The 24,907-nt window shown below is 69.3% G+C and carries 11 protein-coding genes; 3 read left to right on the top strand and 8 right to left on the bottom strand.

Annotation, left to right across the window (positions count from 1 at the left end; genetic code table 11):
- Positions 1-2: 2 nt before the first annotated feature.
- From ACOQPP_RS18885 to uvrA, 5 genes are all read right to left on the bottom strand, one after another.
- A complete protein-coding gene (locus ACOQPP_RS18885; protein WP_420637168.1) occupies positions 3-2,312 on the bottom strand; it encodes an RCC1 domain-containing protein in 2,310 nt (769 codons plus the stop codon).
- A gap of 211 nt (positions 2,313-2,523) precedes the next feature.
- Positions 2,524-5,574, bottom strand: a complete 3,051-nt coding sequence (locus tag ACOQPP_RS18880) for a leucine-rich repeat domain-containing protein (protein WP_420637167.1) — start codon at positions 5,572-5,574, stop codon at positions 2,524-2,526.
- 122 nt (positions 5,575-5,696) lie between these two features.
- A complete protein-coding gene (locus ACOQPP_RS18875) occupies positions 5,697-9,035 on the bottom strand; it encodes an Ig-like domain-containing protein (RefSeq protein ID WP_420637166.1) in 3,339 nt (1,112 codons plus the stop codon).
- A gap of 318 nt (positions 9,036-9,353) precedes the next feature.
- On the bottom strand, positions 9,354-14,354 hold the full coding sequence (locus ACOQPP_RS18870) for an Ig-like domain-containing protein (RefSeq protein WP_420637165.1): 5,001 nt from the start codon (positions 14,352-14,354) through the stop codon (positions 9,354-9,356).
- 286 nt (positions 14,355-14,640) lie between these two features.
- The gene (uvrA, locus tag ACOQPP_RS18865) at positions 14,641-17,544 is read right to left on the bottom strand and encodes an excinuclease ABC subunit UvrA (RefSeq protein WP_420637164.1); all 2,904 of its coding nucleotides are present in this window, start codon (positions 17,542-17,544) and stop codon (positions 14,641-14,643) included.
- A 224-nt stretch (positions 17,545-17,768) separates the two neighbouring features.
- On the opposite strand from uvrA, the gene ACOQPP_RS18860 reads away from it, so the two are divergent.
- On the top strand, positions 17,769-18,083 hold the full coding sequence (locus ACOQPP_RS18860) for a hypothetical protein (RefSeq protein ID WP_419167241.1): 315 nt from the start codon (positions 17,769-17,771) through the stop codon (positions 18,081-18,083).
- Here ACOQPP_RS18860 and ACOQPP_RS18855 read toward each other — a convergent pair.
- Positions 18,077-18,205, bottom strand: coding sequence for a hypothetical protein (locus ACOQPP_RS18855; protein ID WP_419167242.1), 129 nt, complete (start codon positions 18,203-18,205; stop codon positions 18,077-18,079). The genes ACOQPP_RS18860 and ACOQPP_RS18855 overlap by 7 nt on opposite strands.
- A 75-nt stretch (positions 18,206-18,280) precedes the next feature.
- Here ACOQPP_RS18855 and ACOQPP_RS18850 point away from each other — a divergent pair, with 75 nt between their 5' ends.
- Both ACOQPP_RS18850 and ACOQPP_RS18845 read left to right on the top strand, forming a co-directional pair.
- A complete protein-coding gene (locus ACOQPP_RS18850) occupies positions 18,281-19,576 on the top strand; it encodes an AAA family ATPase (protein ID WP_420637163.1) in 1,296 nt (431 codons plus the stop codon).
- Positions 19,573-20,127 carry a DUF3226 domain-containing protein gene (locus tag ACOQPP_RS18845; protein ID WP_419167243.1) on the top strand — a complete coding sequence of 185 codons (555 nt, stop codon included), beginning with the start codon at positions 19,573-19,575 and terminating at the stop codon, positions 20,125-20,127. The genes ACOQPP_RS18850 and ACOQPP_RS18845 overlap by 4 nt, the downstream gene beginning before the upstream one ends.
- Before the next feature lie 115 nt (positions 20,128-20,242).
- Here the strand turns inward: ACOQPP_RS18845 and ACOQPP_RS18840 are convergent, their stop codons facing one another.
- Both ACOQPP_RS18840 and ACOQPP_RS18835 read right to left on the bottom strand, forming a co-directional pair.
- A complete protein-coding gene (locus ACOQPP_RS18840) occupies positions 20,243-21,610 on the bottom strand; it encodes a sodium:solute symporter (protein ID WP_420637392.1) in 1,368 nt (455 codons plus the stop codon).
- Positions 21,611-21,672: 62 nt separating this feature from the next.
- A complete protein-coding gene (locus ACOQPP_RS18835) occupies positions 21,673-24,882 on the bottom strand; it encodes a glycoside hydrolase family 3 N-terminal domain-containing protein (protein WP_420637162.1) in 3,210 nt (1,069 codons plus the stop codon).
- Positions 24,883-24,907: the final 25 nt, after the last annotated feature.

Raw genomic sequence — 24,907 nt, 5'->3', positions numbered from 1 at the left:
CGTCACGATCCGCCGCCCGGGGGACTCGCGCCGATCCGGCGTGACAGGTCGGTCACGCGAGGCGAGATCGCGGGCAGCGAATCCAGGAGGATGACGCCGCGCGGCCCGGCCAGTGGACCCAGCCACTCCGCATATCTTGAGGCGGGCGCCATCATCACGGACCGGACCGCATCGGGTGCGGCCTGTTCCGGCGGCGGACCCGACGCGCCGTGGCTGTCCTCGAGGATGGCGCCCGGGAACAGCGGGATGTCGCCAACGGAAGCGGGGGTTTGACTGCGGCCGATGTTGCTGCTGAATTCGTAGCCGAGAATCCCGCCGTTGTATCCCCAACATCGCAGCCCGCCGCCCCGGACGACCGCACAGGTGCCGTCCGCGAAGGCGAAGATCCGTTGCACCGCGCCGCCCACATCGACCGGGCCCGCAGCCATTGCGGGCTCATTGTCTCCGATCCTCTCCCACCCGGGGAGGCCGAGTTGCCCGCTTGCATTGCGACCCCAACACCACACCGACCCCGCCTCCGTCAGGGCGCAGTTGTGCCAATACCCCGCCGCGATGTCTACGACGGGCGAAGGAAAGAAGAGCGGGATCGTCTCGGCAACCGACTCATCGTCACCGATGCTTACTCCCGGCCCCCACCCGTGGCCCAGAGCGCCATGAGAGTTACGCCCCCAGCACCTGACTTCCCCGCCCTCCATGATGGCGCAGACGTGGTAACCGCCCGCCGCGAGCCTGGTGGCTCTGCCTGGAAGCGGCAGGTCGCCCATCGACTCCGGCGTCTCGTCGTCGCCGATGGGTTCACGCATGTCCCGCCCGCCGTATCCGAGACCCATGTTCAGCCCTCCGGATCTTCCGGTGACGTGATTCCATGCCTCGCCGTTGTAGCCCCAGCACCGCACTTTGCCCGTGTCGAGCAAGGCGCACGCGCTGTACCGTCCCCCTACGACCTGGACGGCATGGCCGCCCAGAACCACGTCACCCGTCGCGTCGGAGGTCTCGTTGTCTCCCACCGTGACTGCCCGCTGGTGTCCCAGGCCCAGCTGCCCCGCATGGTTGCTTCCCCAGCAGCGAACCCGTCCGGAGTCGAAGACCGCGCACGTGAAATCATCGCCACCGCCGAGGTCCACGGCGGTTCCGCCGCCGACGGGCACCGGACCCGCGTCCGCGGGCGTCTCGTCGTCGCCGATCGCGCGACGGTTGCCGTACCCGAGTACTCCTCCGCCGGCTGACCCCCAGCACCGCACGTCACCGGCCGCCATGCGCGCGCATTCCCACTGGAATGCACCGCGGAGCTGGACGGCCGGTCCGCCAAGCGGCAGGTCGCCGACCATCGTCGGCCCCACGAGATCCGAGCGAGCCTGGCCGTAGCCCCACAGGGCCCTGCCCCGATCGCCCCAGCACCGCAGCGAGCCCTGCTGCAACAGGACGCAGGCGATATCCGTGTCGAAGCGCCAATCCACGACGGTGAACACATCCACCGGCCTGCTGACCTCCTGCCCGAGATAGTCGACGCGTAGCGTGGTCGAGCCCGCGGAGATCCCCTTGAGCCGCCCGTCCTCCATCGCGGCCACGGATGCGTCGTCGATTCCGAACGAATCCAGCCATTCCGGCTGCAGGGGCACCGTTGCGCCGCGATTGTCTCGCAGCGTTACCGATGCGCGGGCCGACTGCCCGATACCCAACTCCCAGCGATCGGCGCCGAACGCCACCGTCACCGGTGCCTCCATCACGTGGTAGTCGGTGTATTGCCCCACGTAGCTGAACGAGGTCGTGTCCCAGGCAACGACCCCTATCACGGTGGTGCCGGCCGAACGACCGGTCGTGCAGAGCCGCGCCGAGGCGCCGTCGCCGGAGAAGTTCAGGGAATCGACGACCGCCACTCCGTCGTTCAGCGAAACCACGAACAGGCCGTCGAACTCGTCGAGCCGCACGGCCGCTCCCTGAGCGTCCGTAGCGGCAAAATCGACATCGAGACAGTGGACCTGGCCCGGCAGGCCCCAGTTCGGCCCGCGCAGGGCGCCGTCGAGCCAGTGCCAGTGCCGGAGCGTCGCGCGGCCCGACACGGGACCCGCGCTGGCGAGTACGGAACCCCGCCCCGGGCTGCCGGAACTCACGTTGGCCACGGACGTGTGCGCGTCCTCCGACAGGGCGGTGCCGGTGACCCGAAGTCCCGCTCCTTCGCCCCCGGCTACGGTCCAGCTCACGGCTGTCGCGTCCACCGGTTCCCCGGCGGCATCCAGCAACCGGGCCTCGAACTCAAGCTCCCGATCCGGATCTCCGGTCCGGGAGAAGAACGCGATCGCCTTCGGACTCACGCGGATCGCCGTGCCGGTGGCAGGTATCGTCGCCGTCGCAGGCGCGCGGGTGGCGGACGGACCGGCCGGATCGATTTCGCGCCGGCACGCCCCGACCGGCACCAACAGCAGGACACCGAGTGCGGCCGCGAAGGCTTGCGCAACACCGGTCGGGGGCGGGGGCGGTTTCACACCATCGCCACTGGAGACAAGCCCCGGCCTCAACCTTGAATCATCGCCGCCAGGCCTCCGCGCCGGGGAGCCCGCTGCTCACCAGCACCTCCAGCCCCGGCTCGGGAGCGCGCGACTCCGCCTCGCTGCGGGCAAGCGGACCCGGCGGAAGGTTGCGGAGGATGGCGCGCACCTGGCCCGTCACGGGGTCGCGCACGATCGCCATCGGCGGTGTGCTTCCCTCCCGGATCTCGACCGTAGCGCCCGGTCCGGAGAGTGCGAGGCTCACCAGTCCCGATTCCCACTCGGACTGCACCGGAAGCGCGAAGGTGAACCCGGCCCCCCCGTCCCCGTCCAGGATCTCCGTCATCTCGAAGCTCGCCGAGAACAACTCGCTTCCATCGGCGCGCCTCCCGCTCAAGGTGTACGGACCGGAGACGTACGGGACGAACGGCGGCGCCTGGACGACAAAGGCGGGATCGAGATGGAGCGACCCATCCGGGGCGGCCCTGCCGGAGACGAGGAGCACCCTTCGCGCCTGAGCCCCCCGAACCTCCAGCGGATCCATGAACCGCCAACGCAGCGCGTTCAGGAAGAAATAGTCGCTGATCCAGGCGGGGTCGCAGTAGCTCATCAGGTCCGCCCGGTCGGGAGGGACGAGTGACCCGCCATCCCGCGGGTCGTATCCCCAGACTCCGGTCCGCCCGCTCAGGTAGGGGAACATCGGGTCCACGGCGCGGGGATCTCCGCAGTCCGCATGGAGCAGGCTCATGTTGTGTCCGAGTTCGTGCGCGATCACTTCCGCGTCCAGCACCGAGACGCTGGTCTTTCCCCGGTACGCACGTCTGCCGGTGGAGAACGGAAGGTACGCAATGCCTCTGCCACCCGAGGGGTTCGGGATCAGACCCATCCAGTATCCGATCCCTTCCTCCATCTGCCGGATTCGTCCCACGTCCAACAGGATTTCGTCGATGGCGTCCGTGTCGACCGTGACGGGCTCGTGTCTGGTGATTTCGAAGTCGGCGACCGGGAGCAGGTTGCGCGTATGCCAGAAGATCTCGTCGTCCGGGTCGGCGGTACCGACGAACTCCGCGGCCGCGCGGTCGTTGTCCGTCGTCGAGACAAACGGAATCAGAGTGAGATAGAGGGGGGGTACTTCCCTGACATCCACTGCCACCCGCCCGCTCTCGGGGATGCGCTTCGACACACCGAGACCGGGATCGAGCGTGCCATCGGGGTCAACCTCGACGACCATCTCCAGTCCGGGCCGAATCACCCCGGCCGGGATCAGGGCGTTGGCCGACAGGTCGAGTTCGCCCTCCCGCACCTCCGCCGGAACTGCGGACGAACCGGCGGGGATGGTCTCCACGTGCACCTCCCCGCCGTCCAGGAAGAACGTCGCCCGGACGGGAGGGATCGTTGCCGCGGTCTCGCGCTCGGTCATCACGAAGACGCGCAGGAACGCGCTCTCTCCGGCGACGAGGGGGACAGGGTATTCGCGCGACTGCGCAGCCTGCGTCAGATAGGCCTCCGCGTGCGCTTCCGCTCCACATGCACGCATCCGGTACTTCACGAGAGCCGATTCCAGCCAGGTTCGGAAGGTGGGCGTCCGGGGCATGCACAGTCCGGTGCCGTCCGCACGCAGTTCGAAGATTCGCTCGAGCTGCGTCATGCTCTCGGGCAGAGGGCCGGACAGCTCGGGATTGTCATGCAGCCACACTTTGAAGAGCGCGCCGGCGTCACCGAAATTCGCGGGGAGCGGTCCATCGATCTCGTTCTGGGAGAGCACGAGCAGCGCCAGACGTCTCATCTTGCCAAGCGCCGCGGGAAGGGGGCCCGTCAGACCGGTCCTGTAGATGTAGAGCTCCACGAGGTTTCCGAGCCGTCCCAGACTCTCCGGAAGGGGACCGTCGATGCCGGCATCCGAGATCTCCAGTATCCGCAGCTGGGTCAGGTTTCCGAACTCCTCCGGAATCGGGCCTTCGAATCGGGCCTTATACAAATGGAGTTCCTGGAGTCTTCGGAGGTTGCCCAGCTCGGGCGGGATGGGGCCGGTGAGTCCGCCGGCGCCCAGCCAGAGCACTACCAGCTTCCCGAGGTTCGCGATTTCCGGCGGGATCTGGCCGGTGAAGTCGTTCCCGTCGAGATCCAACCGCACCAATTCGGTGAGTTCGCCGATCTCCGGCGGGATTTCGCCTTCGAGCCGGTTGTAGTCCAGGCGCAGGAATTCCAGGTGCTCGAAGTACCGGATCTCCGGAGGGATCTCTCCGCTGAGGTTGTTGAGGCTCAGGTTCATGCCGGCCACCCGCCCCGTCGTCGGGTCGAGTGCGATGCCGGCCCAGTCCTCGAGTGACGCGTCGGTCCCCCAGTTTCTCGAGTTCGTCCAGCCCTCGCCGCCCATCGCCTCGTAGAGCCTCATGAGGTCTTCACGGTCTTCGTTGCATGCGATGAACTCGCCGTCGCGCGCCGGGATGGCGTTCAGCCACGCCCGGAACCCTTCGTCCCGCACCGTGCACAGCTTCGTGCCGCCATAGTGGAGCGTCCGGATGCCCAACTCCGAGAGCGAAAACGGGATCGGACCGGAGAGTCCCGCGTTGCCGTCCAACCGCAGTTCGGTGAGGGAGGCCAGATCCCCGAGGTTCTCCGGGAGCCGCCCCTTGAGCCCGTTCTCGCTCAGCCGCAGCGCCGTCACGCGGGACTCCGCATTCGCCACGACGCCGTGCCAGCTTCCGATCGGCTCGTCCGAGGCCCAATTCGTATTGTTGGTCCAGTCTGGGCCGGAGACGCCGTCGTACAGGTCGATGAGAGTCGCCCGATCCAGGCTTCGCACGGTGACGGGGGCGGTCGCCGCGGCCGGCCCCGACGTGGCGGTGAGGCTCGCTTTGCCCCCCTTCAGGCCGGTCACGAGCCCCGTCCCGTCGACGGTGGCGATCGTGGGCTCGCCGCTCGTCCACGTCACCGCGGCATCGGAGATCGGCTGCGCGCGATCGTTGTAGACGGTCGCTTTGACGCGGACCGTATCGCCCGCCACGACGGTGACCTCCGCCGGCTCCAGCGTGACCCTCGCGGGCACGAACGCCGTCGGTGGGGCAGGTGTCGTGGGCCCTGGCATGGTCGTATCGTCGCCACAGGAGAGGACCGCCAGGAGAGCACCGAGCGTCGCCGCCACACGCCCGCGCCGGGAGCCGAAGGATCGCCGGGGCACACCCGGGGTGCATGCCATCATGGCACCGCCTATCGACCCTTACCGGGACGGATAGTGTCGGTCCGGTTCCCCGGCCGCGCCTGTTTCGCGCCTTCCGGAAGACGCGGAGAGGCGCCCATGGGTGGCGGCCCCGCCGGGTTCGCCGCGCTCGCGCCGATCTCCGTGCCACTCGCATACGCCCAATCGAAGGATGCCGTCCCCTCGCTAACGGCCCCGAGCCAGATTGTCTCGACGCTTTCGAGCATGTGGTCCAGGTCAACACCCCTGAACGTCTGGTTCGCGCTGTTCAGTCTGAACAGTTCCACGCCTCCCGCGAGGAGAGCGAACTGTCCGTTCCGGTGCAGGAGAGTCATCTCCGTGAATTCGTTCACCTCATCGTTGATCTCATCCGAGTAGCCGGAGACAGTCGTTATCAGCACGTACTTGTCTTCGTTTGCACTCGCTCGATCCCACACATGCAGCTGGTAGTTGTTTTTTCCGAACGGCCCAATTGACAACCGCCAGAAGCTGAACCGGGGGTGGCCCATCACAAACCACGCGCTCACGCCCTCGCCGGCTGTGCCCCGGGCCATGCTCACGCCGACCTTCCAGTCCGTCACCGGGGCGTCAAACATGCGATCCGCAGTTCCGATGTCCCCAGTGCCGTCCGGCGTCACGTACAGAACCCCGTCGAACACCTCAGCCGTGGATCTGAAGAGGTCCCAGTCGTCCAGGCTGGCGGCGGTGTCGAAGTGGTCCCTGAATCCGCCGCCCTCCTCGGCGATGACCTCCAAGTTGTGAGTCGCCGTCAAGCCGTCCGGGTCCGACGCGGTCACCGTCACCGTCGCCGTACCCGCCGCCACCGCCGTCAACGTCAGGACGCTGCCCTCCATGCTGACCGGCACCGCCGCCGTGTTGCTCGACTCCGCCGCGTAGCCCAGCTCGTCACCGTCCGGATCCCTGAAGAACCAGAACATGTTCACGGTGACGGCGTCGAACTGCTTCACCGTCTGCGCGGGAATCGTCCCCAACGCCACCGGCGCCCGGTTGGCCGCCTCGACCGTCACGTTGAAGCCCTGCGCAACCGTGGCTTCCCCGTCGCTCGCCGTCACCGTGATCACCGCCCGGCCGCCGCCGACGCCACTGATCGTGACCGTGGCCCCGTCGATGGTGGCCGTGGCCACGTCCGCGTTCGAACTCGAAGCCATGTAGGTGAGTTCGTCGCCGTCCGCGTCGCTGAAGTAGCCGGACACGTCGACGTTGAGCGTCCCGCCGGCGGCCACGGAGTGGTCGGGAATCGTGCCCTGCGCGACCGGCGGGGTGTTCGAGCTGTCGCCGTCGCCGACCGTCACGCTGATGGTCTGCGAGGCGCTCGCGCCGTCCGGATCGCTCGCCGTGACCGTCACGACGGCCATCCCATCGGCAACGCCGCTGATCGTCGCGAGGGCGCCCTCCACCGAAACGGTCGCCGCATCTTCGTTCGACGAGGAGGCGGCGTAGCTGAGCGCGTCGCCGTCGGCGTCGCTGAAGTAGGGAGCCAGGTTGACCTGGACCGCCCCGCCGACATCGACGCTGTACGCGGGAATCGTGTTCACCGCCTCGGGCGCCCGGTTGGCCGCCTCTACCGTCACCCCGGCGCTCTGCGTCGCGCTCAGGCCGTCCGGATCGGACGCCGTCACCGTTACCGTCGCCGTACCCGCCGCCACCGCCGTCACCGTCAGGCTGCTCCCCGATATGCCGACCGTCGCCGCGTCCGTGTTGCTCGACTCCGCCGCGTACGTCAGGTCGTCCCCGTCCGGATCGCTGAAGAACGCAGACACGTCCACGGTCGCCGTCTGGCCGGCCGTCATTGTCTGCGGAGGAATCGTCCCCACCGCCCCGGGCGCCCGGTTGGCCGCCTCTACCGTCACCTCGGCGCTCTGCGCCGCGCTCAGGCCGTCCGGATCGGACGCCGTCACCGTCACCGTCGCCGTACCCGCCGCCACCGCCGTCACCGTCAGGCTGCTCCCCGATATGCCGACCGTCGCCGCGTCCGTGTTGCTCGACTCCGCCGCGTACGTCAGGTCGTCCCCGTCCGGATCGCTGAAGAACGCAGACACGTCCACGGTCGCCGTCTGGCCGGCCGTCATCGTCTGCGGAGGAATCGCCCCCACCGCCTCGGGCGCCCGGTTGGCCGCCTCCACGGTCACCCCGGCGCTCTGCGCCGCGCTCAGGCCGTCCGGATCGGACGCCGTCACCGTCACCGTCGCCGTACCCGCCGCCACGGCCGTCACCGTCAGGCTGCTCCCCGATATGCCGACCGTCGCCGCGTCCGTGTTGCTCGACTCCGCCGCGTACGCCAGGTCGTCCCCGTCCGGATCGCTGAAGAACGCAGACACGTCCACCATCGCCGTCTGGCCCGCCGTCATCGTCTGAGCGGGGATCGCCCCCACCGCCCCGGGCGCCCGGTTGGCCGCCTCGACCGTCACCCCGGCGCTCTGCGTCGCGGTCAGGCCATCCGGGTCGGACGCCGTCACCGTCACCGTCGCCGTACCCGCCGCCACCGCCGTCACCGTCAGGCTGCTCCCCGATATGCCGACCGTCGCCGCGTCCGTGTTGCTCGACTCCGCCGCGTACGTCAGGTCGTCCCCGTCTGGATCGCTGAAGAACGCAGACACGTCCACGGTCGCCGTCTGGCCGGCCGTCATTGTCTGCGGAGGAATCGTCCCCACCGCCCCGGGCGCCCGGTTGGCCGCCTCTACCGTCACCTCGGCGCTCTGCGCCGCGCTCAGACCGTCCGGATCGGACGCCGTCACCGTCACCGTCGCCGTACCCGCCGCCACGGCCGTCACCGTCAGGCTGCTCCCCGATATGCCGACCGTCGCCGCGTCCGTGTTGCTCGACTCCGCCGCGTACGTCAGGTCGTCCCCGTCCGGATCGCTGAAGAACGCAGACACGTCCACGGTCGCCGTCTGGCCCGCCGTCATCGTCTGAGCGGGTATCGCCCCCACCGCCTCGGGCGCCTGGTTGCCCGCCTCGACCGTCACCTCGGCGCTCTGCGTCGCCGTCAGGCCGTCCGGATCGGTGGCCGTCACCGTCACCGTCGCCGTGCCCGGCGCCACCGCCTCCACCGTCAGGTTGCTGCCGGAGATCGAGACGGAGAGCACAGCCGGGGCTGACGATGAAGCGGTGTATGTCAGCGCCCCCCCATCCGGATCGCTGAAGAACGGCGTCACATCCACGGTCACCGTCTGTCCCGCGGTGAGGACCTGCGCCGGGATCGAGCCGACCGCTACCGGAGCGACCGGTGCGGGTGGCGGGGGCGGTGGAGGCGGCGGCGGATCCGTTGTCCCGTCTCCTCCGCAGGAGGTAATCCCGACGAGAAAGACGAGAAGGAGCGACGCAGACAATAGATGTCGGTAATGACGTCGCTCGGCGCCGCGAAGCCTCGGCGTCCCGGACGTTGTTGTACTCATCACAGTTTGTTCTCGTCGTCGAGGTTGGCGAGATGTCTCCGCGCGCGGAACTGGAGATTTGGGATGCAAGAGACTAAATGTTGGCAAGCCGGACAAGGGCTTGGCAGGGGCCTACCTGGCCAGGGTGACCGGGCTCTCGAGGGCGCAACTCACCCGCCGCAAGCCCCCAGCCAAAAGAAGGGGCCCCGCGATCTCTCGCGGGGCCCCTTCCCTGCTGCTTTGGAAACGGTGGCCGGAACGGCCAACCTGCGATCAGCCGCCTCCGTTCCCGTCGTCGGCCGCCTCGACGGTGACCTCGAGGTCGCTGACGGAGAGGCTGACATCGGTGTCGTCGCTCAACTCCACGTCGTTCGCGTTCGCGTCGCCTCCGGCGAGGTTGAGACTGAACATGCTGTCTCCAGCGCCCTCAGGCACGCTCACCGTGACGCTCACCGTCCCCTCTTTCTCGTTACGGTCGATCGTCAGCGTCCCGGACGCGACGACGGCGTAGCCCGCGTCGGCGAGAGCCGTGCCGCCGTCCTTTTCGATCAACGCCCAGCGATCCGCGTCGATCTCGAAGATGCCCGGCATGGCGCCGTTGGAAGTCGCCGTGACCGTCATCGTAACCTCGTCGGCGCCCTCTTCGACCGCGTCGATGGAGAGCGTGACGTCCGGATCGGCGTCCTCGATCGAGATAAAGATGGGCTCGAGCCGCTCCACTTCGCTGTTCGGCTCCGCACCGATCTGGATGGTCTCCACCTCTTCGTCGTCGGTGTCGTCGTTGGCGACGATCCACACGTCGACGTATGCCTTTGCCGGATCCGAGAACGATAGCGGGGTGAACGTAGTGATCGCCGCCGCGTCCGGATCGTACGGATTCGCGTTATTCCCCATGAAGGTCACTGCCGTGAAGGTGTAGTCGGCCGCAACGCTCGAACCCTGGCCGCCGCCAAGGTCGATCGGGGCGAGGGGGGCCCTTCCACCCTCCGGCGCCGTCAAAGTGATCGTCGCCCACTTCGCAACCGCTCCCGTGCCGGCAAAGGGAGTGTCTTCGGTCACCGTATTTACGTCGCTCACCATCGAGACGTCGTCATCCGCCGCCAGCACCGCGATAGTGACCGTCCTGCCGGCGTAGTTCGCGTCGCTCGCTCTCACGGCGGTCGCCGTAATCTCGATCCTGTCCGAAATCACATTCCGGTCGTGGCCCGCCGTCACCATCACCGGGGCCGAGACCGTGTTCGTTCCATCGCCGCTGACGTCGACCGAAGAGGGTATATTCACGGTCGGCGGCGCGCTGAGGCTGAACCTCACGAGGGTGGCCGGAGGCGGATCCAGCGTGATCACGAACTGGGCGCCGGCGGCTGCGCCTTCCGTCACCTGCAACGGCGCGTCAGCCGTGATGGATGCACCCTCGCCTGGATCATTCCAGACGACCGCGCCGATCTTGTACGTCGGGCCCGGATCCGGCCAGCCGACCGTGAACGATCCGACCTCGTACGTCCCGGAGTTCCCGGGACCATCGCCGTCCTCGTCCGTGGCGACATCCTCCGTGACGAGGAAGAAGCAGAGGTTCTCGGGCACGGCGACGCCGGCGGCCGGAGCACTCAGGGTGAACGTCTGGTCGAACGTGATCGTCGTCGAACCGTTGTTCGACAGATCCCGCTTGTTCCCCGACACGCGGGTCGCGGCGAGATTGAGATCGTCGTCATCCGCCGTCGGGCAACTGCCACCCGCCTTGGACCGGATGCTGAGTTCCGCCCTCTCGATGCCGTTGGCGTCGGAGATCGTGCCACCCACGCTTACGGTGACCCTCGTGGCCTGCGTGTTGCCGATGTCCGGCTGCGACTTGCTGACCGTGAACTCCGGCGCCTTGCCATCCCGGGTGAAGCTCCAGGCGACCCGCGAGCCATTCCCCGGATACGCATTATCGAATATATCCGCGGTCGCGCGGTACGCACCGTCCCTCGGGAACGCGCTGCTGGTAAGCCGGAGTACCGCGGTGGGCGAGGCTCCGCTCGAGACCCGGCTGCTTCCGACTGTCCAGTTGACCCCCCAGAGTCCGGAACCATTTTCGCCGGTGTCGAGATCGGGATCCTCCGCCTCGAACCTCAGGGTCGCCTCTCTCTTGAGGACCGTCCCGCTCGCAGCGGGCTCCACGTCGGTCACGACAGGCCTGCCCTTGTCGACGCCGAAGTAGTTCCTCGTGCCGATGGGCACGCCCGGCAGCGTCGCTTCGTTCCCGAGCCCGTCGGCGATCCCGGTCACCTCGCCCACGTAGCAGTTGAGCCCGGCATCATCCGCGAACTCCTTCTCTTTGTCCTCCTCGGGCAGCTGGGACACGTTGCTGACATTCGCCAGCCCCTCCGCCGGCACGAAGGCCGTGCTCTTGAGGCTGTCGCTGTTGGCCGCCATGGAGCAGTCGCCCACCGCGAAGGTGGCCGAAGCGTCGCCCACGCCGCCGTCCGTCAGACCGCGTATGCTGAGCGCGCCGCGGTTGTAGTATTCGTTCAATACCGGTTCCGGACCCCTGCTGGCAAGCATCGGGATCAGGATCTCCTGCGGCTCGTCCTCGTCCGGATCGTGCGTCCAGGTCGGCGCCTTGAAGTCGAAGTAGAGCGGGCCGATCATCGCCTCTTCCTCGCCCCTGAACTTCGACGTCACCAGCAGACCGCCATCGTCCTTGATGTCGCCGCTGTTGATGACCCAGTGCTCGTCCAGCTCGCGCCTGTTCTCCACGCCACGGTTCCTGGCCGGGTCGACGTTCCAGGTGAACGCGTCCCCCTGCTTGGTGATGGCCAGGGTCGGCGGCTTCGTCTCGTCCTCACCCACCTCGAGTTCGGTCGCGCCCGGGCCGGTGAGCATCGTCTCCAGCGCGAGCTCGCCGACCGTCGTGCCGTCGTACGACACCGGGCAGGCGTGGAACGCGTTCTGGTTGCCGTCGTCGTCCTCGGCGACCGGACCGCCGTGGTAGGTGACGCCACTCACGACCGCCGACGCGCTGCCGGCGCCGTGGACGACCATCACGAACCCGGAGTTGTTGAGCGTGACCGGCTGCGTGACGATCGCCTCGCGGCTCTCGCCATCGGCGGTCGTGACACGCGCGCCCAGTGTGTGATCGCCGTTGGCGTACAGCGGCGGCAGCTGCGCGCCGGCGCACTCGCCCATCACGTCGGCCGTCTTGAACAGGCACTCGACCTCGAGCTGACCGCTGGCTGCCGCGATAAACCCGGCCTGGTCGCTGGAGGTCCCGCGGCAGTGGATCGCCTGCTCGCCCAGCGTCAGCGCGATGCCGGCGATCGTCTCGTCGTTCGGCTGCACGTCGAGCAGCACGCTGACGTCGCCGGACACGTCCGTCGGATCCACCGCCGTGTTCCGGTCCGTGACGTCCCGCAGACCGAAGATCGCAACCGTCGCCGGCTTCCCGGAGGGATCGGAGACGGAGACGCTGAAGCCCTGCGAAGCCGACGCGGACCCATCGCTCGCCGTGACCGTGACCACGGCGCCGCCGACGGCAACGCCCGTGATCGTCGCGGTCGAACCTTCCATCGTGACGGTCGCGACCTCGGGGCTGGAACTCGAACCGCTGTAGCCGAGTTCATCCCCATCGGCGTCGCTGAAGTAGCCCGCCACGTCGACCGTGGCCGTGCCGCCGAGGTTGATGCTGTGGGCCGGAATCGTGCCCACGGCCGTGGGCGCGTTGTTCGTGGGCGCCGCTTCGACGGCCACGCTGAAGCCCTGCACCGCCGAGGCCTCGGCGTCGCTCGCCGTCACGGTGATGACCGCACTGCCGGCGGCCACGCCGCTGATCGTCACCGTCGACCCCTCGTTGGAGGCCGTGGCCACGTCCGCGTTCGAACTCGCGACCGTGTAGCTGAGTTCGTCGCCGTCGGCATCGTTGAAGTACCCCACCGCGTTGACGGTGACCGTTCCGCCCACACCCACGGAGTGGTTCGGAATGGTCCCCACGGCGGCGGGAGCGTTGTTCGAGGGCGCCGCTTCGACGGCCACGCTGAAGCCCTGCACCGCCGAGGCCTCGCCGTCGCTCGCCGTCACGGTGATCACCGCACTGCCGGCGGCCACGCCGCTGATCGTCACCGTCGACCCATCGGCGGTGGCCGTGGCCACGTCGGCGTTCGAACTCGCGACCGTGTAGCTGAGTTCGTCGCCGTCCGCATCGCTGAAGTAGCCCGACGCGTTGACGGTGACCGTTCCGCCCACACCCACGGAGTGGTTCGGAATCGTACCCACGGCGCTGGGCGCGGTGTTCTCCGGCGCCGCTTCGACGGTCACGTTGAAGCCCTGCGCAACCGTGGCTTCGCCGTCGCTCGCCGTCACCGTGATCACCGCCCGGCCGCCGCCGACGCCACTGATCGTGACCGTGGCCCCGTCGATGGTGGCCGTGGCCACGTCCGCGTTCGAACTCGAAGCCATGTAGGTGAGTTCGTCGCCGTCCGCGTCGCTGAAGTACCCCGTCACGTCGACGTTGAGCGTCCCGCCGGCGGCCACGGAGTGGTCGGGAATCGTGCCCTGCGCGACCGGCGGGGTGTTCGAGCTGTCGCCGTCGCCGACCGTCACGCTGATGGTCTGCGAGGCGCTCGCGCCGTCCGGATCGCTCGCCGTGACCGTCACGACGGCCATCCCATCGGCAACGCCGCTGATCGTCGCGAGGGCGCCCTCCACCGAAACGGTCGCCGCATCTTCGTTCGACGAGGAGGCGGCGTAGCTGAGCGCGTCGCCGTCGGCGTCGCTGAAGTAGGGAGCCAGGTTGACCTGGACCGCCCCGCCGACATCGACGCTGTACGCGGGAATCGTGTTCACCGCGGTGGGCGGCCGGTTCGCGGCCACGCCGTCGCCGACCGTCACGCTGACGTTCTGCGCGGCGGCCGCGCCGTCCGGATCGCGTGCCGTGATCGTCACGACCGCGGTCCCGTCGGCCACGCCGGTGACCGTCGCCGACGAACCGTCCATGCTGACGGTCGCGGCGGCGGCGTTCGAGGACCCGGCGGAGAAGGTGAGCGCGTCGCCATCCGCGTCGCTGAAGTAACCGGCGGCGTCGAACGAAGCGGTTGCGCCCGCATCGACGGCGATGGCCGGAATCGAGCCGACGGCCACTGGCGCCCGGTTGGGCGGCGGGATTGGCGGTGGCGGCACTGGAATTTCGGGGGGTGGCGGTGGCGGCGGCGGCGGCGGAACGACCACCTCGACGGTGTCTCCGCAGGCGCCGATGGCCAGGATTGCCCCGACCGTCAACAGGCGTCTCGTAACCTTCTTCATTCAACTCCTCCTTGGAAGGAAGTCTTTGGGGGTGGCGATTGCAGCGGTTTTCGATACACCCCACCCCACCCCAGCCCGTGAGGGCAGGTGAAAAATAGGAGAGGGTTCCGAGCGGGGCGCCTACCAAATGGGGTGGGAAAAGGGTCGAACAGGGGGTGAAACCCTGCCATCGGCGCGTCTACGTACCACACCCCGCCCATCGGGTGCCCATTGGGTGCCCAACCGAAAATACCCGACGCTCCCGGGCACAGCGCCGCCCAAAACGGGGGGAGGAGCGTCCCGGGGGTTACTCCCGGAGAGAAGAGAGGTGCGCGCCCGTGTGGCTGCCGGGGGTGGAGGCCACGACTTCCGGGGGTCCGGCGGCCACGATGAGGCCGCCTCCCGCGCCCCCCTCCGGGCCCATGTCGATGACCCAGTCGGCCGTCTTCACGACGTCCATGTGGTGCTCGATGACGATGATCGTGTTCCCGCGGTCCGCGAGGCGGTGGAGGACGCCCAGCAGGAGGCGCACGTCCTCGAAGTGGAGGCCCGTCGTGGGCTCGTCGAGGATGTAGATGGTGCGGCCGGTGCTCGTCTTCGCGAGTTCGGTCGCGAGCTTCACGCGCTGCGCCTCGCCGCCGGAAAGCGTGGTGGCGGGCTGGCCCAGGGTGACGTAGCCGAGGCCGACGTCGGAGAGGGTGCCGAGGCGGCGCTTCACCGATGGCACCGCGTCGAAGAACTCGAGCGCCTCGTCCACGCTCATGGCGAGCACGTCGGCGATGCTGCGGCCGCGGTACAGGACCTCGAGCGTCTCGCGGTTGTAGCGCCGCCCGCGGCAGATGTCGCAGGGGACGTACACGTCCGGCAGGAAGTGCATCTCGATCTTCACGAGGCCGTCGCCGCGGCAGGGTTCGCAGCGCCCGCCCTTCACGTTAAAGGAGAACCGCCCCGGCGCGTAGCCGCGGATGTTCGACTCGGGCAGCCGCGCGAACAGTTCGCGGATGGGGGTGAAGAGGCCGGTGTAGGTGGCGGGGTTGGAGCGCGGGGTGCGGCCGATGGGGCTCTGGTCGACATCGATCACCTTGTCGAGAAGTTCGATTCCCTCGACCGCGTCGTGAGCGCCGGGGACGAGCTTGGAGCGGTAGATCTCGCGCGCCAGGCGGCGGTACAGGATCTCCTCGACGAGGGTGGACTTGCCGGAGCCGGACACGCCGGTGACGCAGATGAAGAGCCCGAGGGGAAAGCCGACGTCGATCCCGCACAGGTTGTGCTCGCGGGCCCCGCGCACGGTGAGCCACCCCTGGCGCGGCTCGCGGCGGGTCTCGGGGACCGGGATCTCGCGCTCGCCGTTCAGGTAGGCGGCGGTGAGGGAGCGCTCGCTGGCCAGGAGTTCGTCGAGGCCGCCGGAGACGAGGACTTCCCCGCCCTCGCGCCCGGCCCTCGGCCCCATGTCGACGATGTGGTCGGCGCGGCGGATCGTGAGTTCGTCGTGCTCCACGACGAGGACGGTGTTCCCGAGGTCGCGCAGCGCGGCGAGCGTCCCGAGCAGCTTCTCGTTGTCGCGCGGGTGGAGGCCGATGCTGGGCTCGTCGAGGACATAGAGGACGCCGACGAGGCGGCTCCCGATCTGGGTCGCGAGACGGATGCGCTGGGCCTCGCCGCCCGAGAGGGTGCCGGCCGAGCGGGCCAGGGTGAGGTAGCCGAGCCCGACGTGGTCGAGGAACTCGAGGCGCTCGACGACCTCCTTGAGGATGGGGACGCGGATCTCGGCCGTCTGGCCGGCGGCGGCGCGGGCCTGCTCCAGCCAGCCGAGCAGGAAGGGGCGGAGGTCGGCCACCGACTTCGCGGTGAGCGCCGGGAGGGAGACGCCGTCGATCGTCACGGCCCGGCTCTCCGGCCTGAGCCGGCCGCCGTCGCAGGCGCGGCAGGTCGAGAGCGTCATGTACTCCTCGAGCGCGAGGCGCACCCGCTCGCTCGTCGTGTCGTGGTAGCGGCGCAGGGTAGCGGCGATCGCGCCCTCCCAGCCGACGTCGGTGTCGCCGTACAGGATCGCCTGCTTCTGGTCGTCGTCGAGTGCCCCCCACGGAGTGTTGAGGTCGAACCCCATCTTGCGCGCGAGCCGGGGCAGGCGGTGGCGGCGGACGCTGCCGCTCGGCGCCCCCATGGGGAGCAGGACCCCCTCGAGGATGGAGATCCGGTCCCCCCCGATGATGAGGTCCGCGTTGGGCACGCGCTGCGAGCCGAGCCCGTCGCACTCGGGACACGCACCGAAGGGAGAGTTAAAGGAGAACTGCCGCGGCTCCAGTTCGGGGATCCCCAGCCCGCACCCCGGGCAGGCGTACCGCTCCGAGAACAGGTGCGCCTCTTCGTCAGCTTCGGCATCAGCGTCAGCGTCGGCGTCTGCGTCTGCGTCGGCGTCTGCGTACAGGGCGACTTCGACGACGCCGTCGGCCATGCGGAGGGCGGTGGCCACGGAGTCGGCCAGCCGCTCGCGGTCGGAGGCGCGCACCGTGAGCCGGTCCACGACCACGGAGATGTGGTGGTTGCGGCGCCGGTCCAGCCGCGGCGGGTCGGAGAGGTCGATCAACTCGTTATCAACACGGGCCCGCACGAACCCTTCGCTGAGGGTGCGCTCGAACAGTTCGCGGAACTCTCCCTTCCGTCCCCTGACGAGAGGGGCGCGGACCTCGATGCGGGCGCCGGCGGGCCAGCCGAGGATCTGCCCGGCGATCTGCGACGGCGACTGGGGGCGCACGGGGCGGCCGCACGAGGGACAGTGGGGGGTGCCGGCGCGCGCCCACAGGAGGCGCAGGTAGTCGTAGATCTCGGTGACGGTGCCGACGGTGGAGCGCGGGTTGCCGCCGGCGGTGCGCTGCTCGATGGCGATCGCGGGCGACAGTCCCTCGATCACATCCACATCGGGCTTCTCCATGACGCCGAGGAACTGCCGGGCGTAGGCGGAGAGGGATTCGACGTAGCGGCGCTGCCCCTCCGCGTAGATGGTGTCGAAGGCGAGCGACGACTTCCCGGACCCGGACAGCCCGGTGACGACGATGAGCCGGTCGCGCGGCAACTCCACGTTGACGTCGCGGAGGTTGTGCTCCCGAGCCCCCCGCACGATGAGCGCCTTGCCGTCCCGGGAGTTGCCGTCGCCGGCGGGGCGGGCGTTTGCGGCGGGGGCCGGAGCGGGACCGGCGTTGGTGTCTGTCATAGCCGGGGATCGTAGGCGCGGTCGGCGGTCGCGCGCCAGTTGGCTGTTACGGCCGCAGCGGGTTGCAGCGCACGCGCTGCGGCCGCGAGGGGCGGGCTGTCGCAGCCGTGCGTGCCGATGATCCCCCGTTGAGTGGCCGGGCCAGGTATATTGTGTCCACGGGGTCGCGCCGCGGCGTGGCTCCCTTCACCCGGCTCCGGGACGGCCCGGATGCGAGGAGCACGTTGCTGATCCGCAGATACACACGGAACGGACGCGACGCGGCGGTGGCCGCCGCCGTCGCGAAGGCACTTGGACCGAGGTTCGAGGCCATCGACGGCAGGTTCGAGGCCATCGACATCCGGTTCGACGCGATGGACGCAAAGTGGGAGCACCGGTTCGCAGACCTTCGCAACGAGATGGTCGGCCTGCGTGAGCGCTTCGCCGACCTGAGCGACCACGTCGACGCGCACCTCAACCTGATGGCGGAGCAGATCGCCGCTCAGATCGCCGCGATCTCCATGCCCGTAGTCCGCGGCTTCAGCGAGCCGGATCAGTAGCGGGCGTCCGGCGCCCGCGGCCTGGCGCCGAGGAGGCCGACCGCCACCGTGATGACCGCCCCGATGAGGACGAACCACGGCCAGGCGACGGCCGCGCGCGCGAACATCCACACGCAGGCCACCGACGCGATCCCGACCGCGATCCCGAGCCGGACCGAACCGCTCGTGGCCCGCCGCGAGAAGCGGGCGAGCGCGAAGTGGCCGGTTCGGCGGCTGGGCGATCAAGCGGGCTCGACGGGCCGGAAAGGGGCCAGTCCGAATTGCCGCCGTCTGGCCCCGGGGGCAGCTTTTTCGCCCTGCCGATCCGCGTGGCTGGAGAGTTAATGGCTCAGGAAATACCCAAGAATCGACTTCATCTCCCAAACCTGACCATCACCGGGTTTCGGGGAATCGGGGAGCTTTCGATCGGCCGGCTCGGCCGGGTGACGCTGCTAACCGGAAACAACGGCGTGGGGAAGACCACCGTCTTCGAGGCTGTCCGAGTCTTCGCGGCTCGAGGCCGCCACTCGGCTCTGTCTAGCCTGCTACGCGACCGGGACGAGTACGCCGCAGATGCCGATGGCGACGATGACAAGGTCCCGGACAAGATCCGGGCTCTCGATTTCGCCGCGCTGTTTTTTGGACGGAGCCTGCCGGAAAAGCGGATCGCGATCGGTCCCGTCGCTGCCGCCCACCAGTTGACGATCGAAGAGGTTGCCCTGGCCGAAGAGCAACTCTCCCTGATTGAAGGACTGATACCGGAGTTACCTTCCGATGGCTCCGTCCAGGCGTTGATGTGTCACTTCGAGGGCACGGAACAGATCCTCCCGTTCTTTTCGATTGACGAGGGATCGCCTGCGGATGGACGGTATACAATGGCGCAGGCTCATGCGGCTCGGATCCTGAAACGCGCCATGGGCGCCGACATGAGCCCTCCCGAGATCCGGTGCCGGTCTCTGGGTCCGGGGTTATTGGCGAACGACGAGATCGCGCGCTTGTGGGACGCCGTTGCGCTGACGGACGACGAGGACGCGGCCGTCAATGCTCTGAGGCTGGTTGTGGGCGATGGAGTGCATCGCGCCACCACGGTTGCGGATCACCCGCGCTACCGGCGCCGCACTCGGCCGATCGTAAGGTTCAAGAGCGATCCCGCTCCCGTTCCGCTGAAGAGTCTGGGGGACGGAGCCGTGCGGTTGTTCGGCGTGGCCTTGGCCCTGGCAAACAGCCGCAGCGGATTCCTGGTCATCGACGAAGCCGAGAACGGTATCCATCACTCCGTGCAGAAGCGCTTCTGGCGCATGGTTCTGGAGACCGCGGAGGCGAACAACGTTCAGGTTCTGGCGACGACGCACAGTCGTGATTGCGTAGAGGGATTCGCCCGGGCGGCAACCGAATGTCAAGACATCGAGGGCGCCCTCGCCCGCATCAACCGACGGAATGGCGAGACGTGGGCAGTCGAGTACTCCGAGGACGACATGCGCGTCGTCGCGAAGCAGGGTATCGAGGTTCGGTGAGCGACGATCCTCAATCTCCAGGAGTCCTGTTGGTTGAAGGACCGGACGACCTTCACGTGGTGCTTCATCTGTATCTTCGCACTCACGGGGAGCCGGAATTTCATGTCCAAGACAAGGGCGGCGTTGATCCGTTGCTCGCTTCCATTCCAGGCGAAGTCAAGGTCGACGGGCGGAGAGCCTTGGGCATCGTTCTCGATGCCGACGAGAGCATCTCGGATCGCTGGGCCGATGTTGCCAGCGGACTGGAGGAGGCCGGCATCACCGGCGTTCCGGACGGACCGGAACCGGGGGGCGTCTGCATTGAAGGCAACACCCGATTGCCGCGCGTTGGCATCTGGGTGATGCCGGACAATACGTCCTCGGGCGAACTCGAAGATTTCGTGTCGCGCATGGTCCCCGACGGTGACCCGGTGTGGCCTCGGTCGGAATCGTACATTGAGGGGATCCCCGCTGACATCCGGAAGTTCAGCGACAGGAAGGTTCAGCGCGCAACCGTGTATGCCTGGGCGGCAACGCGACAGCAACCGGGTCGCATGGGCGCGGCGATTTAAGGAAGGCGACCTGGAGGTCGACGGAGAGCTGGCCGGGAAGTTCCTGGATTGGCTCGAACGCTTGTTTGGCGAATTGGATTGACCAGTCGCCCGCGCCCCTTGAGCGTGCGGCCGTTCAGGAGCGCCGCGGGCGTCGGCCGGCGAAGAGTCCCACCGCCACGGTGACCGCAGCGCCGATGAGCACGAACCACGGCCAGGCGACGGCGGCCCGCCCGAACATCCACACGCAGGCCACCGACGCGATCCCGAGCGCGATCCCGAGCCGGACCGAGCCGCTCGTGGCCCGCCGCGAGAAGCGGGCGAGCGCGAAGCCCCCCAGCAACCCGCCGTAGACGAGCGACGCGATCCCCAGCGACACCTCGACGGCGGCGCTCTCCTCGCTCTGCGGGATGAACCCGATCGCCGCCGCCACGAGGAGGACGGTCCACACCGCCGCCGCGATCTTCCCCACCCGGAGGATGCGGCGCTCGTCCGCTCCGGCGGCGGCTCCGGCGCGGGCCCAGAAATCGTAGGCGGTGGTCGAGGACAGCGCGTTTATCGAGCTTGAAAGCGTGGACATGGCGGCCGCGAATACGCACGCGATGAGGAGGCCGCGGACGCCGGCCGGGAGCGCCTCGACGATGAAGCGGGCGAAGATCTCGTCCGAACGGGCGAAGGCGGCGCCGTCGTACCACGCCCACAGCCCGAGGCCGACGAAGAGGAAGAGGGTGAACTGGAAGAGGACGGCGAAGCCGCTGCCGACGAGGGCGCGGCGGCTGGCGGCGAGATCGCGGCAGGCGAGGAGGCGCTGGACGATGAGTTGGTCCGCGCCGTGGGAGCCCATGGAGAGGAAGGCGCCGCCCAGCAGCCCGGCCCACAGGGTGTAGGGCCGCCCGAAGTCGAGCGCCGGGTCGATCACGGTGAGCTTCCCGGCCTCCGCCGCGCGGGCGAGGATGTCGGGCCACCCGCCGGGCGCGGCCTGGCCGAGCACGACGAGCGCGATGAGGCCGCCGGCCAGATAGAGGACCATCTGCGACGCGTCCACCCACACGACGGCGCGGATGCCGCCGATGAAGGTATAGATGAAGGTGAGCGCCCCGATCGCGAGCACGGAGGTGACGAGGGGCCAGCCCGTGACCAGCGTGAGCGGAATCGCCGTGGCGAACAGCCGCACGGAATCGGCGAGGAGGCGCGTGACCATGAAGATCGCGGAGGTGAAGCGCCGGGTCTCCGGCCCGAAGCGGGCCTCCAGCAGTTCATAGGCCGTCCGCAGCCGCCCCTCGTGGTACGCGGGCAGGAGCCACGCGGCGACCGCGATGCGCCCGAGCACATAGCCGACCGCGATCTGCAGGAACGCGAGCGACCCGCCGTACGCGATCCCCGGAATCGACAGAAAGGTGAGCGTACTCGTCTCCGTCGCCACCACGGAAAGGAGGACGACGAGCCACGGAAGGTCGCGCCGCCCGAGGAAGTACTCCTCGCCGCCGCGCGCCCCCCGCCCCAGCCACGCCCCCCACGCCGTGACCCCGCCGAGATAGACGACGAGGATCAGCAGATCGACGGAGTTCAGCGTTCCCGCGGGAACGTCGAGGAGTCCGGCTGCAACCGCGGGTCGCCCGGCTCCGCGCCGCGGGGGCGCACCTCCTGGTCCCGGATCGAGGTCGCGACGGCATCGTGCACCGCCCGCCGGAGCGCGATGTGCTTCTGGTTCGCCCGCGTCGGGTTCACGCGGTTCGTGAGCAGGACGACGAAGAGATCGAGTTCGGGGTCCACCCAGATGCTCGTCCCCGTGAACCCGGTGTGCCCGAACGCCTCCTCACCGAGGTAGTCTCCGGCCGAGGAGCGCCCGGACGGCGTGTCCCACCCCAGCGCCCGGCTGGATCCGGCGGCGGCCCGGGCCACGAACTGCGCGACAACTTCCGGCGAGGGCGAGCCGAGCCTCGGCGACCGCGTCACCGCAAGGCGCGCGGGGGCGGGGCGCGCCGCGGGGGCGAGATCTCGCCCTTCCCGGGCCGCCGCCAGGATCCAGGCACCGAACCGGGACAGGTCCTGCGCGGTGGAGAAGAGTCCCGCGTGTCCCGCCACGCCGCCGAGCGCGTGCGCGTTCTCGTCGTGTACCTCCCCGATCACGTGCCGCTGCCGGTACACGGTGTCCATCTCGGTGGGGGCGATCCGCCCGCGGAGTGAGTTGGGGGGATTGAACCAGGTCTCCCTCATCCCCAGGGGACGGAACACGGACTCGTACAGGTAGGAGTCGAACGCCTGTCCGGTGATCTCCTCCACGAGGAAGGCGAGCGTCATCGGTCCGATGTCGGAATAGACGGTCTCTTCCCCCGGTTCATGGTCGGGCTCGAGCGCGGCGATCGCCTCGCGGTATTCGGCCTCCCCCTCGAGCGAGCGCCAGAAGGGACGGAAGGGCGGCAGACCGCCCTGGTGCGTGAGCAGTTGACGGACGGTGACGTCGCGCTTCCAGCCGGTCGACCACTCGGGGAGGTGCTCGCCGATCCGCGTCTCGAGCGACAGATCCCCACCATCGACGAGTTGCATGACGGCCGTCGTGGTCGCGATCACCTTCGTGAGCGAGGCCAGATCGTAGAGGCTCGAATCACTCACCTGGCGCGCTGCCGTCGCCCAGTCGAGGCGGCCGTACGCGCGCAGCCGCACGATCCGGTCGCCGCGGCCCACGACGAGCGCCGCGCCGGGCGTCGTCCCGTCCCGGATCGCGGCCTCGATGAGCCGGTCCACGCGCGCCAGCGAGTCCGGGTCCATCCCCGCGTTCCCGGGCTCGTCCTCCCAAGGCCTGCGCACGCGCCCCACGACCACGGGCCGGGTCTCACCCGTGAAGGGTTCGAACGCCGCGTGGGCGTCCCGCGGCATGTCGGCTTCCGGATCGGCTTCCGGATCGGCGTCGGCGAGCGGCCGGAGCCCGCTCCCGAGTCCGTCGCCGAGGGCGTGCCACGGAGGAAGCGAGATCGGGAGCCGCCCCGGGGTCGGTTCTCCGAGGAGCGCCTCGGCCGCCGCTTCCTGCGACGCCTCTCCCCCGCCCCACGCGAGGAGGTACGCTTTTGCATCGGGCACCGACGTCAGCAGGTAGGGACTCCCGAACGAGACGAGCACGGTCGTCTTCCCGCTCGCGTCGACGGCCTCCAGAAAACCGCGGACTTCCTCGGGGAGATCGGTCGTGTCGCTGGCGGCGCCGGGCCGGACGTAGGCGGAGAGGGTCACGGCATCGACGGCCCGCGCGCGGCGGAGCAGCGAATCGTACACGGCCGGGTGCGTGTCGAAGCCGACGCGCGCGCGGCGGACGCGCACGGTCTCGCCCAGCTTGCGGTCGAAGGCGCGGCCCGCGGCGAGGTCGTTCGCGCCGGCGAAGGTCACCGAGAGGACGGAGCGCGTCGCGCGGGCGTCGAACGGGATCGCCTCGTCCTCGTCCCGGACGAGCGTCATGGAGCGCGACGCGATCGTCCGGGCGGCACTCCGGTTGAACTCCGTCCCGACGCGCGTCCGCATGCGGTCCGCGTCGACCGGCGGCGCCCCCCGGTGGAGGCCGGCGCGGGCCTTGAGGGTCAGCACGCGGCGGGCGGAGGCCTCGATGCGCTCGGGGGTGAGCCGTCCGGAGCGGACCGCCCCCTCGACGGCCGCGATGGTGCGCAGCGGCTCGCGCGGCATGAGGAGCACATCGGCCCCCGCTTCGAGCGCGCGGATGGCGGCCTCGCCGTCCCCGTAGCCGTCGGCGACCGCGGCCATGTCCAGCGCGTCGGTGAACAGGACGCCGTCGAAGCCGAGGTCGCCGCGTAGCATCTCGGTCATGAAATAAGGAGACAGCGTCGCGGGCGGCGCCCCCGGGCCCAGGATCGCGGGCGCAGCGACGTGGGCCGTCATCACGGCATCAACGCCCTCCTCGATCGCCCGCCGGAAGGGGACGAGTTCGAGGCTGTCGAGCCGCGCGCGGTCGCCGGGGATCACCGCGAGCGCGACGTGGGTGTCGGTGCCGGTGTCCCCGTGACCCGGGAAGTGCTTGGCCGTCGTGAGGAGTCCCGCGCTGCGCGCGCCGCGGATGAAGGCCGCGCCCAGCGCCGCCACCCGCTCGGGATCCTCCCCGAATGACCGCGTGTTGATGATGGGGTTGGCGGGATTGTTGTTGACGTCGAGCACGGGCGCGAAGGCGAGATGCACGCCGAGGGCCCGCGCCTCCATGCCGGTGAGGCTGCCGGCGATGCGGGCGAGGTCCTCGTCGTCCGCCGCACCCAGCGCCATCGCCGGAGGCAGCACCGTCGCGCCGCTCATCTCGAGCATGTTGGGAAGCGCGTAGATCCCGCTCACGCGGAAGCCGGCGCCGGACTCGAAGTCGGCCGCCACGAGGAGCGGGATCCGGACGTCCGCCTGCAGCCGGTTGAGGCGCCATGCGTATCCCAGCGGGGTCCCGAGCGACATCACGATCCCGCCGATCCCGTCGTCGCGCGCGAGGGCTTCGACGCGGCTGAACTCCTCGTCGCCGGCCGGCGCGTAGCCGCCGCTCAGCCACACCATGACGAGTTGCGCCACGCGGTCGCGCAGGCTGAGGCCGGCGAGCGTCTCCTCGACCCAGTCCTGCGCGGCGGGGTCCTGCGCGGCGGGGTTCCGCGCGGCGGGGTTCGAGCCGGCCGGGCCGGGAGCGGTGGCGCAGCTGAAGACGGTGACCGCGACCGAGGCGCAGGCCGCCAGCCCCAGCGCGAGCGCCGGAAGAGAGGTCGCCGGCTTTCGGGGGCTGCTTTTCGTCCCTAGTCTCGGCAGCATGTCGGCCTCCGCCCTCTCCCCGTGT

It is taken from the genome of Candidatus Palauibacter sp., from assembly GCF_965222475.1.
GTDB lineage: Bacteria > Gemmatimonadota > Gemmatimonadetes > Palauibacterales > Palauibacteraceae > Palauibacter.
This window is presented reverse-complemented; position numbering and strand designations above follow the sequence as displayed.

What these genes read in the sequence shown, in the direction of transcription:
- ACOQPP_RS18880 (WP_420637167.1), bottom strand. Translation starts at nt 5,574, where the DNA reads ATGCCAGGGCCCACGACACCTGCCCCACCGACGGCGTTCGTGCCCGCG.
- ACOQPP_RS18870 (WP_420637165.1), bottom strand. Translation starts at nt 14,354, where the DNA reads ATGAAGAAGGTTACGAGACGCCTGTTGACGGTCGGGGCAATCCTGGCC.
- uvrA (WP_420637164.1), bottom strand. Translation starts at nt 17,544, where the DNA reads ATGACAGACACCAACGCCGGTCCCGCTCCGGCCCCCGCCGCAAACGCC.
- ACOQPP_RS18835 (WP_420637162.1), bottom strand. Translation starts at nt 24,882, where the DNA reads ATGCTGCCGAGACTAGGGACGAAAAGCAGCCCCCGAAAGCCGGCGACC.